The sequence below is a fragment of the Burkholderia sp. DN3021 genome, from assembly GCF_049805555.1.
GTDB lineage: Bacteria > Pseudomonadota > Gammaproteobacteria > Burkholderiales > Burkholderiaceae > Burkholderia > Burkholderia pyrrocinia_C.
Genome location: NZ_JBNCAB010000090.1, coordinates 1 through 13019, shown reverse-complemented (window position 1 = coordinate 13019; position 13019 = coordinate 1). Strand labels below are relative to the sequence as shown.

The window sequence follows — 13019 nt, the reverse complement described above, 5'->3', positions numbered from 1 at the left end:
GACGGTTAGATGGGGGTCGGTGCAGCGGCCGGGTGCCCGGACGAGCTTACAGCACGGCCCTTGGCCTCCTTGAGCGCCGCGAGGGTGTCGAGCGCCCGCGCTTCGTCCGCGGTGAGATCGACGAGAAATGCGTCGTTGTTCTGCTTGATCCAGTCGAGCGGCCTGTCCCACCACGCGAGCTGCAGCAGTTGTTCGCGCACTTTCTCCGTGAAGCGGAAACGGATCAGACGGGCCGGCGAACCCGCATAGATCCCGTAAGCCTCGGTGCGGAAATTGGGCGGAACGACGGTCCGCGCGCCGATCACGCATCCGTTCTCGATCTGGCTACCGCCAAGGAACAGCGCTTCATCGCCGATCCAGACATCGTTATGGATCACGGTATCCGCGTATTGCGGCATCGGCGCATTGTTGAGGCCATTACCGTAGATGCTGAACAGCGTCGTGGAAATGGTTCGCATCTCGTGCTGACCGTTCAGCAGGAAGCGCAGGCGCATTCCGCCGGCCACGTTCTTGCCGATCACGAGTTTCTGATGCCCCTGGTCGTACTTCACGATCGAGCCCACACCGAGCGCCGAGCAACGACCGATATGAAACGTGCCGACTTGCGCCTCTTCGTCGAGCCAGTTGCGGAAAAAATTGTTGGGAATCGCCGAAAAGGCGCCATCCCGGTAGCCCAGCACGATGAAATGCTTCGACCACGCATGGTCGGACAGCACGCCAATACAATCGTCGGAAGTCGTAACGTTCATTTGCGGTCGCAAGTATGCCGGCGCAGCGGCTCGATGCCGGGGCCGCCTGGCAGGAACGGGGAAACGACGCGGCACATCGGCCGCGATCATGGACGACGCAGTATAGGAAGCACGCGACAACAACCGACAACGAATAAGAACGGCGTTCTGACTTCTGTTCTGTCGATAGGGCGGAGGGCATTCCGAGTCAGCGGCCCGGATACGCCAGGCATCGAAATGGACCTGCCTTCTGCACCCGACGGCACGCGCGCGCTTTTCCGTCACGACGCCCCGGCGCCGGCTTTCGCAGAAGCGCACCACGCCTGCTCAGTTGCTCGACGAGCACCCGCCGCAACTGCTCGAACTGCATGAACTGGAGCTGCACGAACTCGACGAACCGCAGCTCGACGACGAGCCGCTGCTGCCGGACGAATCAGAACCGCCCGTGCGCGCCGCCATCGGGGCTCGCATCAACGGCGGCGGCTCCATCAAAGCACTCGAATGCACGGCCCACGCGGTGCCGGCCAACGCTCCCGCACCGAACAGCGCAGCAGCCCAGAGTAACTCGTCCGGCGAATCGGACTCGCCCTGGCGTGCGCTCCGGTACGCGTCAAGCGACGCCTGCCCACCCACCGTCAGGCCGCCGCGCCCGAATCCGGTCAGACGCTGCGCGACGAAGTGGTATGCGATCGCGAACGCCGCCATACAGATGACGAGCAACAGGACCGGCCGCCCTCGACTCAGCCCGACCGCCAGTTTCGCCGCGCCCGTGCCGAGCACCAGCAGCGCAATCGTGCGCGCAGCCATGCGCGCCGTCCGCATCTCGCCGGACGCCCAAAGCCAGCCGCAGTTGCGCAACGAATCCGCGTATTCGGAAACCCGACGCGCCAGCAGCTGCCGGAACGCGCCGAAGCTGGCCTCCTCGCCCGGTTGCCCATCCAGCCAGTAGCATTCGTCCGCATATGCGCCGGCGCGCCTCACATCGAGGCTCTGCACGCGCGCGCCCAGTCGCCCCGCCATCCTCAGGTCGATCGCGCCAGCATGGATGAGCGACAGCGTCGCGACTTGCACGGCCCGCGATTCGTCTCCGACGAGATACGCGACTTCCTCGACCGTCAGGTTCGGCGGCGCTTCGCGAGCGCGCGCGCCCCAGCGCCGGCAGCGATATTCGATCTGTTGCAGGCCCACGATCAGCAGCAACGCGACCATGCACGCCGGCACGTAGAACGCGAGAAACTGCGGCCCTGTGTAGTTCAACACGTTGAAGTCCTGCGCCGATGCGCAGGTCGCGGCGACGCTCGCGGCGGCGGCCGGCCACACGAGCTTCGGCAACCGGTTGCGCCAGATCCTGCCGCCCGGCAGGGCGGCAGGCGAATCCGATTCGGCCGGCTCGTCCGCGGCCGGCAGGTCCGGCTGCGGCGATCCGTGCGCGGCGTGCAGGCACGCAGGTGGCCAGATCGACTCCGGCGGCTCGCAGCCGAACAGCCGGCGATAGCTGTCGAGCGTGTCGCGATAACGCTGCGCGTACACGGCGGCTTCGTCCGGCGCGCCCGTGCCGGGCATGTGATGCAGCCGCGCGCGCAGCACGCTGGCGCAGAAGACGTCCCAGTATTCGAGCGTGTATTGCAGGTGGAAATGCCAGGCGGCATCGACCGCGACCGACGGCGTGACCGGGTGCCCGGCCACCTGCGCGAGAAACGCGAAGCGCTTGTATTCGTCGATCACGGCCAGTGCGTGCTCGTGCGACCAGCCCTCGGCGTCGGCGAGGCGCCGGCTGTATGGCAGCGGCGCGTTCGGATCGTCGGGGGAATACGCGTGCAGGCGTGCGAGCAAGGCATGCTGCGCATCGGTCAGCGCGCGGGCATCGACTGCGGTCGAGGAAGACGGAATGGCAGCCATCGGGAGTCGGCGCGATGCGCGGACGGCCGCCGCGATCGACGCTTGGAGTTGTCGTTGCGGGCGATTCTCGCATAACGGTGCAGCAGTGCGACGGTGCCGCGCCGATCTGCCGGGCCGGCCCGGTGCCGGGCGACGCAACAGGCGACGGAAGATGCACGCCTGGCAGGCCGGCCGCAGCCGATTGAAGCTCGCGTCACTGTAAGGCGTCGATGGTCGCCACTGGCTGCGATTTCACTGCGGAAAGGGAAACGATAGTACGGCGATACCGCCGAGACCCTGAACAGGCATGTTTTGGTGCGCCCTGAGCTATAAACAGCGCCGCCTGATGCGTGTAGCAAAAACGCTGCGATGCCGTTTTCGCGAATACATGGATTTTTTCTATCCAGTTTAATGAATCGTCGATCATTGCTTCGCGCTACCTTGTGAGGCGGCTAGACTGACGCGATACAAAGATGCAACTATCTCGGTGCAGCTGTCAAATCGTCTCAATTTACTACGAATGCCCAAAATGAAAAAACTCACGAAACTCGCCGCTAGCATAGTCTTCGGTTTTAGCTTTGCAGGAGTTATTCATGCCGCCCCAGTGACAACCGGTTACTGGCAAGCCACCTTTTATCAAGAGACTACTGGTGCGACCTATGCCTCCCAGGGGGTCTGTCTCCAACCGAATAACACTTGGTACTCAACCACGCAGCATGCATGGAATGGCGACTGGCACCAGAATGGAACCCAGGTGCAGTGGTATGGAAATGTTGCGATGAGCGCAACACAGCAGTTAGCGACGGTCGGAATCGGGCAATTGACAACCGCCACTACCGTATCCGGGGACTACGCGGAATGGAGTGTTATAGGAGCCGCGCCGCTGTCATGGGACAGACATTACACCTACATCATGGTATATCAAGGCGCGACATGCCCTCCACCCGCCTGACAGAACCTATTTTTCCGATTTCTCTTTCTTTTTACGGCTGACTAACTGCAGCAACCAGGCGTGGCTTCACGCGGGGTTTCGCACCAACCACGCTGGCGGTACGATCGCAAAAACTGATAATCGCCCTTGGATGCTGCGGGACTAGCACGCAATGCTTGGACAGTTATATGCAATGCAAAGGTACGAACGGCTGTCGTACCTCCAAAAACTTCCTATGGGTGACCGCGGTTCGACGGAACGCCTCACGCCCTAAGTCAGTCCGTCAAGTATTTCGAGGAGGGAAGCGCGAGGCTTCCAAGGTGGGCGAGTTCCATCTCCTCAATGCATTCGGATAGACGCTTTCGTCGTACAGTGTCCGTGTCTGCCAGCAGCGGGACAGGATCCGTATCCATTTGAATGCCAACGCCCTGACGGCAGCCTGATATGGAGCGCCCTTGGCTCGTGCTGCCGATAATAGGTGCCTCACCCAGAATGACTTGTTGATCGTCTGGGCGGCCCATTCCACGAATGGTCTGGCGCAGGAACGTCGGACATTGCCAGTGCCGATGCATCCAGCAGTTCTTACCACAGCGCTCAATGACCGGCGGTTTTCATAATTTGGCGCCTATTAGCCCCCTGTCCATCCATTCGGGGGGGCGCCATCGGGAAGCTCGTCCCACATTTGGCAAAACCCTTCGGTAGCGAGCACGGTATAGACCGCGCCCCCTCTGTAATTGGCGCATTGAACATATGAACGCTTCTATCGCGGACAGCGCTCAGTTTGCGAAATAGCAATGCGATATCTTGCCGTCCCGTCGACTCACAGCGACGCGACGATGCTCCTGAGCGCCTCGCAAAATCCAAAGCTCCGGATGTCAAACGAGGCGACCTACGCTCGAAGCATCGCGACGAGGCTGCGCATCCCGGTCGAGAAGGCTGTTGAGCTTCTGACCGCGGCAGGCGTATTCGTGCGGGCGGCGGCCTAGCGCCTCTCAGAATTTCCCGTAGTAGTCCTGCTACGGGACCAATATCAGCGGAAAAACAACCAATTGATGTCGTAAACGACATCAATTGATTAACGCCACAAACCGGCGAATCCGCTGGAACCCTTGATAGGCTGGCGCGCCCGGCTGGGATCGAACCAGCAGCCCCTGCCTTCGGCAGCTTTACCGACGCGCTACAAACCTTTAAATATTAATGCTTTGCACGACCCGCAAACCGCAAAACCATGGCTAATCAAGGTCAATCAGGGCTACCAAGCTCATACAAACTGTAATTTCACTGTAGTAGCCGCGCGCCAGGAAATCCGCTGCGGAATCAGATTCCCAGAGCGGGACGCATAAAGGTCTCGCCGAATGCGTTCCCGTGCCTATACTGAATTCGTCCGAAGAAACCGAGGACCGAACATGCACGCCAATGTTGCCTCCAAAGAGCCGACTGGCGCTGCCCAGTTCGTCACCCGGATATATGCCAAGCTCCTGCTGACTGGCTTCGCGTTGGTGCCGGCGTATCTGATTGCCTACCTGTACTTCTTCCAGGATCCGTCGCTGAAATTCGAGAATCACGCCTTTCACGAGCTGGCGATCGCTGCTGCCACGCTCGAAGGCGCGTTCGTCACCTATGTCTGCTGGCGTTGCTATCGCCTGTCCGGCGAGCCGTTGCTGCGTTGGCTTACGCTAGGCTTTCTTGGCTTCTCCCTCGTCTATGCGTTGCATGGCGCCTTCACCGGCATGGCGCATCACAATATCTGGCTGTTCCTGCTGTATGGGCCGGCCTCGCGTCTGACCATGTCGATCCTGATTTTTGTCGGGCAGCTCGCCTACAGCCGCAAGGCCGACAGCGACGCAACCCGCGTCGATCGCCGCACCTGGATCACGTGGATCGCGCTGTTTGGGCTGATCGACGTGGCGGTCGCCGCGCTCGCCTATTCGCCGGTGGCCGGCAACCAGTGGGTGCGCCTTTCGTTGGAGGGGGGTGCAATGGTGTTCTCCACCGTGAATGTTGTCGCCCCAGTCGTGCGTCGCATCCGCTCGCCCCTGATGACGATCTACGGCATTTCGGTGGCGTGGTTCGCACTGTCCTCGCTCGCCTTCATCCTCGGGCGGCCGTGGAATCACATGTGGTGGCTCGCGCATGCGATTTTTGCTGCCGGCTTCTTCCTGCTCAGTTTCGGTGTGGTGCAGGCCTTTCACACGACGCGTTCGTTTTCGAAGATCTACAGCCAGGAAGAGCTGTTTGCCCGGTTGAGAGAAGCCATGGCGAGGACGGAGCAGGCCCTGCAGGCGCTGCAGCGGACCAACGAGAAGCTCGAACATCTGGCTGCAACGGACCCGCTCACGGGCGCGGCCAACCGGCGGCAATTCATCGAGCGCGTGGAAACGGAAATTGCCCGGGCGAAGCGCAATGGCGCGCCGTTCTCATTGCTTTCGCTCGATCTTGACCACTTCAAGGCAATCAACGACAGCTACGGACATCAGGCGGGCGACCGGGTGTTGCAGCGCTTCGTCACCAAATGCCTCGATGCGATCCGGCCGTACGACGGCGTTGCGCGGGTGGGCGGAGAAGAGTTTATGGTCCTGCTGCCGCAAGCCGCGCTGGATACCGCACAGTCGATCGGTGAACGCATCCGTGCAGCGATCGCCGGCGCACCATTTGAGGCCGGCATCGGCAAGCCGATCGAGGTCACCGTGAGCGTTGGCGCCTCCGAATTCGGCCGGGACGGAGAGACGATCGACGCGATCCTGCGCAAGGCGGACGAACGCCTGTACCGCGCGAAGCATCAAGGTCGCAACCGTGTTGTTGTCGCGTAATCAGTTGCACGGTCATCTATCAGCGCCTTCGCCAGGCAAAAAAACCGGCCACAGGAGGACCGTGGCCGGGTAAAAAAACGTCCGTACTCAGGCACGAGATAGGGCCAAGGGCAGTCTAGAACTCAGGTTCCATTTCCAAAATAGTTGCAAACAATCCTTTGAAAGGCCTACTAAATCTTAAAAGAAACAATTGCACACCCTATTTCAGTTGTTCGTTCCCACCCTCCCTTTTAGGGACGCATTGATGGAATTTCGTAGTCGTCGAACGACACTCCCTCTTCGCCGAGCCAGTCGTCCGTGGGCGTAAAGTACTGACAGTATGATGTCATGCGCTCGTGGGAGCCGCCCCTTATCGAGACATCAGCGGCTCAATCTCGAAGTGCCTCGAGTGGATGATTTGACGTGAGCGAGGCAAGACCAAAGCGGGTATGACCAGTGTGGCGCCGCGAACAATCATGCGACGCCGGGAGGCGGCAGAGGTTGTCGGAGCAGACAACCCTGCATCGGGTGCCGTAGTTCAACTGCGCATCATTACAAATTTTTTCCAGATACATCTTATTATCAGGGTTAAATTTCTTGTGCATTTGGATAGGGACGCACCGTCATAACACCGCCCGAAAAATTAAAAAAGTTTTTTGTAACACACCTATTCTTAAAGCTAACAAGCCCAATTTGGAGGCCACCTCTCCAAAACATTTCGTCATCTATCTTTGGCTGCAACTCATCAGGCAATACCCAGCACCCGTGTGCGACCCGCTCAATTCAAGCCGGAAGCCCGCGAGGGGTATTTTTGTCAGAATCTTAATAATCAAACAATACCTTTGTCCAACTCGCTGCGCCACTATTGCCCGGCATACCGTCACAGATTTTTGCCAAAATTATTACAAAAATAGACCAATTGTCCGGACGATTAATACGTAGATTTTTATGAAACCCTTTAATGGCATCAGCAATGTCAGCGACGGCTCATTGTCCAGGAGCGCCTATGGGAAAACCCTCTTATGGTATGTGCAAGTGATTAAATCCAGGCTCGCTTAAGCAGTGTGGGCAAGCGTGACTTTCATGTTTCATCTTCTATGAGCGAGGTTCAAATGAAACAAATAAAAATTGCGGCGGCTCTTTCCGTTGTCGCAGCCACAGCTTTGGCCGCGACAGCAGGAGCACACTTCATGAGTGCGACTGAGAGTGTTGCCGACAGTGGTGCGCTGGTTGTCGCCTTTGATGAGGCTGGCCTAGGCAACCAGAACGTAAGCTATTCGCTGACTGCACAGGGTAGCGCCGTATATGCGTGCTTCAATGGTGGCGGCAACCATCCCGCGGCCAGCAACAAAGTGGGACCATCGGCTCTTAGCGCAACGCTCTCGAATGTGCAGCCTAAGAATGGTCGTGTCATCGCCAGCATTACAGTCGGGCCGCCGGCGAACACGACACTCTCTTGCCCATCTGGGCAAACCCTCGCGCTGGCGTGCGTGAGTTACACCGACGTTACGCTGACAGACACGACAAATCAGGTTGAAGCCGTGCTATCCGGGACGACCAGCCGGACGTTTGTTAGCGGCAAGGGGATAAGCTGTTGACAGAACGCCGCTCCTCAAAATGAGAAGGACAGCGCGTGATCCCATCGACGCCCTGTGCATTATTTGGAGCGGCCTACAGACTGCATAACCAGGGCGCATAAAAGTGCACAAGAAAGTCGGCCCGCCCATCGCCGCGCAGCCCGCGCCGGGCGGCCCGGAGCCGCGGGTACATGCGTGCATAGAGACCGCTCATTTTTGGTTCGTCGCGGAAAACCGTGGAGGGTTTGAGGGCGATTGCGTAACCTGACGCCTGACTTTAAGGAGGTCAGGAGGAAGAATTGCTCGATCGCAAGGCGCTTCAGGCACTGGGTTGCTGGACGGGTTATCGGTTAGAGCGTGTGGAATGGCCGGAAGGCGAAGGCCGCACGCTATCGCTGTATCTGAAGCCGGTCAGCAAGGTCATACACGTGCATTGGCGAAAATAAGGTCATTATTAGCGTGGACCAAGGCGAAGAAGTCGTTTTTGATGCTTGCGCCTATGAAGAGACTTTGATCAAGCTTCCGCCCTCTCTAGTTGATCAGCTTCGGGCAATACTGCCGTAGACAAAACGCCTGAGCACCGAATTTAATTCGCCTGACAAACCCTGACAGGGTTTCATACGGCACGCGCTTAGTATCGACGGCGACTGTCCGGCCTCGGTCAGTCACGCCTGTAGGCTGGTCTCTCATCCAGCTTATTTCGCGCGCCGTACTCCCCCGTTCGGCGCGCTTTTTTTCGTGTGAGGATACGCTCGAGATCAAGCGTTACTTCGTGCTCGACGGGACGCGATGCGCGGCGAGCAGGACGTCGCGCGTCACGTTCTTGATGTTGAAAAACGCATCCTTTGCCGCGACCTCCGATACAGGGATGAGCTGGATGCCGTCCTTCTTCCCGTTCGGCGCGTACATGAACACGTTGCGGAAGTTGACTGTGTCGCGCGGTTCGTCGAGGCTCACGTTCTGCGCCTTCATCACGAGCGCGGTCTTGATCTCGACCGAGTAGTGGAACGGTGTCGCGGCCGGGAAAAACTTCGTGACGAGCTGGTAGACGCCCTGCCCGATCCCGGTCGTGTCGATGCCGATACGTACCGACTTCCGTCCTAACCGAACGCCAACGGGATGATCCGCGTCATAGGCGTTGGATGCCCGGTTCATTTTCTCATATGCACCACTGCGACTATCCCCGGTAAGCTTGATCAGCTCTTTGATGTCGATAAGTCGATCGCAACAGAAATCAATAGGGTTCCTTGGACAGAGCAGCCTCGGCCGCACCAATCGCGTTGAGGTCGAATCGGAGTTTATATTCGAAGAGCGAGACATGCGGCACGACGGCGATCGCTTCGCGTAAGCTCTCGTTGATCGAGCGCGCGACGATGACACCGCTCACCGCCTTGCCGTGCGCGAGGTTCAGCGACACCCAACCCATATAGCTCGCGATCTGGCCAATGGCTTTGTCTGGCGCCTCGCCGCGCTTTAACTCGAAGACCACGAAATTGCCGTCGTCGTCGACGGCCAGAATGTCGATCCGTCGGCCACTGCTCGTAGGATATTCGCGGCCAATCGACACACCGTCCGAATAGAGGTGCAGGCGCTTGCCGTTGACCGGAATCGATTCGAGGTTGTCCGCGATAAACTCTTGCAACTGACGTTCCAAGTGAAAGACGGTGTCGGCGAGCGACTCGGAGTCGTCACTCCATTCGGACAACACCTCGGCGTCGCCGGCCATGTCGCCCAAGAGTTCTTCGGCCTGGCCCGCTTCGCCCGGGCGCTGGATGCGCACCTCAGTCAGCGTTTCGACGACGCTCCACCCCATTTTCTCGAAGCCTCGGCGCAGCCGCTGCGAATTGTCGCCGCCGCTGGCCGCCGCAGACATCCCGGGCGGCGTTTGCTCGGGGTGCAGCCGGCACCACTTCTTCATTTCGTGCACTTGCACGCCACCGTCGGGTGTCGCCTCAGCAATCAAATAGCGCTTCGGGCTTTGTCGTTCCATGCGCGGTCTCTCTTCTCGGCGAGGCGGGGCCTCCGTTTTGGGGTGGTTCATTTTAGCGGGCTGTGCCCGGCTCGAAGCGGCCACCCAATGCGAGCCCGAGGGCGCGCTGTCCTGAATCGCCTGCCGCTGGGGGGCCGGAGCCGGCGCGAGGTCAGCGTTTCCTGGATTTGCGCGATAATCACGCGGTCGTGAGTGGCGTTGCCGCCAACTGGGTGTTCATCGAAACGAGGGTTCGCCATTCGCTGTCGCAGCAAGTGGACACGGCTAAACGCTGGCCAAACCCGCGAACAAGAGCAACAGACAAATTGCGGGGGTGAAATGGCAAGACCGAAGCGGAAAGCGGACGACTCGATGGGGTCGCTCTTCGAAGAGAACTACCTTGTCCGCACCTTGGGTCATATCGCCCACGACCCGGAGATCGCTCTCACCGAATTGGTGGCTAACGCTTGGGATGCGGGGGCATCGCTGGTCGATCTCATTATTCCGCCCACGCATAGCCTCGTCTTGACGGTTCAAGACGATGGCCATGGCATGACGGCTGCCCAGTTCAAGGCACGGTGGATGAAACTCGGCTACGACCGGACCAAACATCAAAGCTCAAACGTGGAGTTCCCGCCAGAACGGAAGGGGTGGCGGCGGCGAGCCTATGGGCACAATGGTGTCGGACGTCATGGCTTGTTGTGCTTCGCCGATCAATATTCGGTCGAAACTTGGCGCGAGGACAAGGGCGCGAGCTTTGAGATCGGCACACAAGGTCAGGAGTCGCCTTTTAAGATCGAGAAGGAAGGCGCCTTCTTGCGAGCGGGCCACGGAACGAGGCTCTCGGTGACGGTCGAGCGGCATCTGCCTAACCCTGACCGGATTCGCGAAATCCTGTCAGCCCGCTTTTTGCATGATCCGCAGTTCGTTGTGCGGGTCAACGGTCAGTCCGTTGAGTTGGCGGATCAAACGGGGCTCATCGAGCGAATGGACCTTTCAATCGAAGGGTATCCGCCAGCGGAGGCCTACGTCGTGGACTCAACGCGAGTTGCCAAATCGACGATCTACCAAGGGATTGCCTTCTGGGTGAATAGTCGCTTGGTCGGCACACCCGGTTGGGTCGTCGGCTCCGAGGCGGTCCTCGACGGTCGCGCTCGATTTGCAAAGCGCTACTCGATTGTGGTCAAGACCAGTGACGGCTGGATGTCGGAGGTCGAACCGGACTGGGCTCGATTCACGAATGGGCCGGCCGTGGACGCTCTGTTCGCGGCGGTTCGACAATATGCCCAGAAGGTGTTTGCGTCTCTGTCTTCCACCCTGGTGGAGGAAAGCTCCGAAGAGGCGCTGATTCGCAATCGCGAGCAGTTTAAAGAGCTATCGCAGCTCGGCCGCGCTGAGGTGGCCACCTTCGCGCGTGAGCTCGTGAAGACGACGCCCACGGTCTCCCAAGACGTGCTTTCAGCTGCGGTTCTGGCTTTGATCAATTTGGAAAAGGCGCGCGGCGGCGCCGCTCTGCTTGAAAAGCTCACTAAGCTCGACGAATCGGACATCGATGGTCTTGACCGCCTGCTGAGTCAATGGACAGTCCGCGACGCGTTGTCGGTGCTCGACGAGATCGACCATCGCTTGGCCGTGCTTACGGCAATCGAGAAGCTGTGCGGAGACGAGGCCACAGACGAACTGCACACGCTGCATCCGCTGGTCACGCAAGCGCGCTGGCTCTTCGGACCGGAATTTGACAGCAGCGAATATTCATCGAACGTCAGCTTGCGCACGGCTGCCGAGAAAATCTTCAAGAAGCGATTGTCCACCGAGGCGTTTATCAATCACAAACAGCGCCCGGACATCGTGGTGCTGGCCGATGCGACATGCTCGATCGTCGGCACCGAAGGATTCGACCCGGCGGACCCGACTCTCACGCGCATCCAGAATGTGCTGATCATCGAACTAAAGAAGGGCAAATCTGCGATCGGACGCGATGAGATGACCCAAGCCGACGGCTATGTGCAAGACTTCCTCGGCAGCGGCGCGCTCGATGGGACGCCGATGTTCAGAGCCTTCGTAGTGGGGCACGAGATTGCGGCGAAGACGACGCGCGAGAAAGAACTCAAAGAGGAGGGCATTTTGCGAGGTCGAGTTCAAGCAGTCACCTACGGCCAGATCACCCGATCGGCGCACCAGCGGTTGTTTCGCCTCAAAGAGCGCATACCGGCTCGTTACGAAGACGTCTCGGGGGCGGATTTGTCTGCGAAAGTGATGCAGACGGCTTCGCAAGCTTTGCTGGCGTTGCCCGCACCGACCCAGGGCTAAGAAAAAAGCTCCAAGCGCCTCGGCGCATGGAGCTTTTTTCGTATGATTTCCGTACAGGCCTACAAGACGGCGAGAGCATCTACGCAACCGCTTGATTTTTGATCTTTTTTTGGCGCGCCCGGCTGGGATCGAACCAGCAACCCCTGCCTTCGGAGGGCAGTACTCTATCCATTGAGCTACGGGCGCATTTGACAGTGAAACGACCCCGATATACAGGCCGCCCACGATTGGCAAGACGGCAAGGATACCCGGTTTCCCCTGACGCGTCCACCTTGCCCGCCGAATCGCCGCCGGGCCGCGCTGCGTGCGGGTAAACACGCGCCATCGCGCCGCTCGCCGTGATGTAAACGTTCCGTCTATAATCGTCCGTGCTTCATTGGACTGCCATTTTGCCGTTGCACCGCGCTCACAATTCCTATTCATGGAGACGAGGCAAGCATGAGCGAAGCACCCCACGAATCTCCCGTCAAAACCCCCGGGCAGTTGGTTGCCGTCATCATCGCGTCGTTCGCGATCCCGATCGTCCTGATCGTCCTGTTCGCCACCTATGCGAACCATGTGTTCCGTTCCGGCGCCGGCACGGACGCGCTGTCCGACGAGCAGGTCGCCGCACGTATCAAGCCGCTCGCGCAGGTCGACGTGAAGGACGCCAACGCGCCCCGCACGTACAAGACCGGCGAGGCAGTCTACAAGGCCGTCTGCGTGACCTGCCACGGCACGGGCGCCGCCGGTGCGCCGAAGTTCGGCAACAAGGACGACTGGGCGCCGCGCATCTCGCAGGGCTTCGACACGCTGCTGAAGACGGCCCTCGCCGGCAAGGGCGCGATGGGGGGGGGG

Annotated in this window: 9 protein-coding genes, 1 tRNA gene and 2 pseudogenes; 6 read left to right on the top strand and 6 right to left on the bottom strand. The window is 59.6% G+C overall.

The features are described from left to right. Nucleotides 1–5: 5 nt before the first annotated feature. From ACPUER_RS30445 to ACPUER_RS30435, 3 genes are all read right to left on the bottom strand, one after another. Nucleotides 6–749 carry an acetyltransferase gene (locus ACPUER_RS30445; protein WP_425132934.1) on the bottom strand — a complete coding sequence of 248 codons (744 nt, stop codon included), beginning with the start codon at nt 747–749 and terminating at the stop codon, nt 6–8. A 306-nt stretch (nt 750–1055) separates the two neighbouring features. After that, a complete protein-coding gene (locus ACPUER_RS30440; RefSeq protein WP_425132924.1) occupies nt 1056–2627 on the bottom strand; it encodes a TIGR04222 domain-containing membrane protein in 1572 nt (523 codons plus the stop codon). A gap of 193 nt (nt 2628–2820) precedes the next feature. Beyond that, the gene (locus ACPUER_RS30435; protein ID WP_143155776.1) at nt 2821–3033 is read right to left on the bottom strand and encodes a hypothetical protein; all 213 of its coding nucleotides are present in this window, start codon (nt 3031–3033) and stop codon (nt 2821–2823) included. A 102-nt stretch (nt 3034–3135) separates the two neighbouring features. On the opposite strand from ACPUER_RS30435, the gene ACPUER_RS30430 reads away from it, so the two are divergent. The 4 genes and pseudogenes from ACPUER_RS30430 to ACPUER_RS30415 form a co-directional block, all read left to right on the top strand. After that, a complete protein-coding gene (locus ACPUER_RS30430) occupies nt 3136–3558 on the top strand; it encodes a hypothetical protein (RefSeq protein ID WP_143155775.1) in 423 nt (140 codons plus the stop codon). Nucleotides 3559–4943: 1385 nt separating this feature from the next. Continuing rightward, a complete protein-coding gene (locus ACPUER_RS30425) occupies nt 4944–6347 on the top strand; it encodes a GGDEF domain-containing protein (protein WP_425132923.1) in 1404 nt (467 codons plus the stop codon). Between the two features lie 1091 nt (nt 6348–7438). Then, a complete protein-coding gene (locus ACPUER_RS30420; protein WP_425132922.1) occupies nt 7439–7924 on the top strand; it encodes a hypothetical protein in 486 nt (161 codons plus the stop codon). Nucleotides 7925–8202: 278 nt separating this feature from the next. Beyond that, nucleotides 8203–8331 (top strand): annotated as a pseudogene (locus ACPUER_RS30415) (ISL3 family transposase); the annotation flags it as partial. Between the two features lie 352 nt (nt 8332–8683). Here ACPUER_RS30415 and ACPUER_RS30410 read toward each other — a convergent pair. Next, a pseudogene (locus ACPUER_RS30410) lies at nt 8684–8830 on the bottom strand (phage portal protein); the annotation flags it as partial. 307 nt (nt 8831–9137) lie between these two features. Next, the gene (locus ACPUER_RS30405; RefSeq protein WP_425132921.1) at nt 9138–9893 is read right to left on the bottom strand and encodes an endonuclease NucS domain-containing protein; all 756 of its coding nucleotides are present in this window, start codon (nt 9891–9893) and stop codon (nt 9138–9140) included. Between the two features lie 351 nt (nt 9894–10244). Between ACPUER_RS30405 and ACPUER_RS30400 the strand changes: the two genes are divergently transcribed. Beyond that, entirely contained in the window at nt 10245–12182 is a 1938-nt protein-coding gene (locus ACPUER_RS30400) for an ATP-binding protein (protein WP_425132920.1), read from the top strand. Between the two features lie 110 nt (nt 12183–12292). Here ACPUER_RS30400 and ACPUER_RS30395 read toward each other — a convergent pair. After that, nucleotides 12293–12368, bottom strand: a tRNA-Arg gene (locus tag ACPUER_RS30395). Between the two features lie 252 nt (nt 12369–12620). Here ACPUER_RS30395 and ACPUER_RS30390 point away from each other — a divergent pair. Continuing rightward, nucleotides 12621–13019: c-type cytochrome (locus tag ACPUER_RS30390; RefSeq protein WP_425132919.1), on the top strand; the 399-nt coding region annotated here is incomplete at its 3' end.

What these genes read in the sequence shown, in the direction of transcription:
- ACPUER_RS30420 (WP_425132922.1), top strand. Translation starts at nt 7,439, where the DNA reads ATGAAACAAATAAAAATTGCGGCGGCTCTTTCCGTTGTCGCAGCCACA.
- ACPUER_RS30425 (WP_425132923.1), top strand. Translation starts at nt 4,944, where the DNA reads ATGCACGCCAATGTTGCCTCCAAAGAGCCGACTGGCGCTGCCCAGTTC.
- ACPUER_RS30405 (WP_425132921.1), bottom strand. Translation starts at nt 9,893, where the DNA reads ATGGAACGACAAAGCCCGAAGCGCTATTTGATTGCTGAGGCGACACCC.
- ACPUER_RS30400 (WP_425132920.1), top strand. Translation starts at nt 10,245, where the DNA reads ATGGGGTCGCTCTTCGAAGAGAACTACCTTGTCCGCACCTTGGGTCAT.
- ACPUER_RS30430 (WP_143155775.1), top strand. Translation starts at nt 3,136, where the DNA reads ATGAAAAAACTCACGAAACTCGCCGCTAGCATAGTCTTCGGTTTTAGC.
- ACPUER_RS30440 (WP_425132924.1), bottom strand. Translation starts at nt 2,627, where the DNA reads ATGGCTGCCATTCCGTCTTCCTCGACCGCAGTCGATGCCCGCGCGCTG.
- ACPUER_RS30435 (WP_143155776.1), bottom strand. Translation starts at nt 3,033, where the DNA reads ATGATCGACGATTCATTAAACTGGATAGAAAAAATCCATGTATTCGCG.
- ACPUER_RS30445 (WP_425132934.1), bottom strand. Translation starts at nt 749, where the DNA reads ATGAACGTTACGACTTCCGACGATTGTATTGGCGTGCTGTCCGACCAT.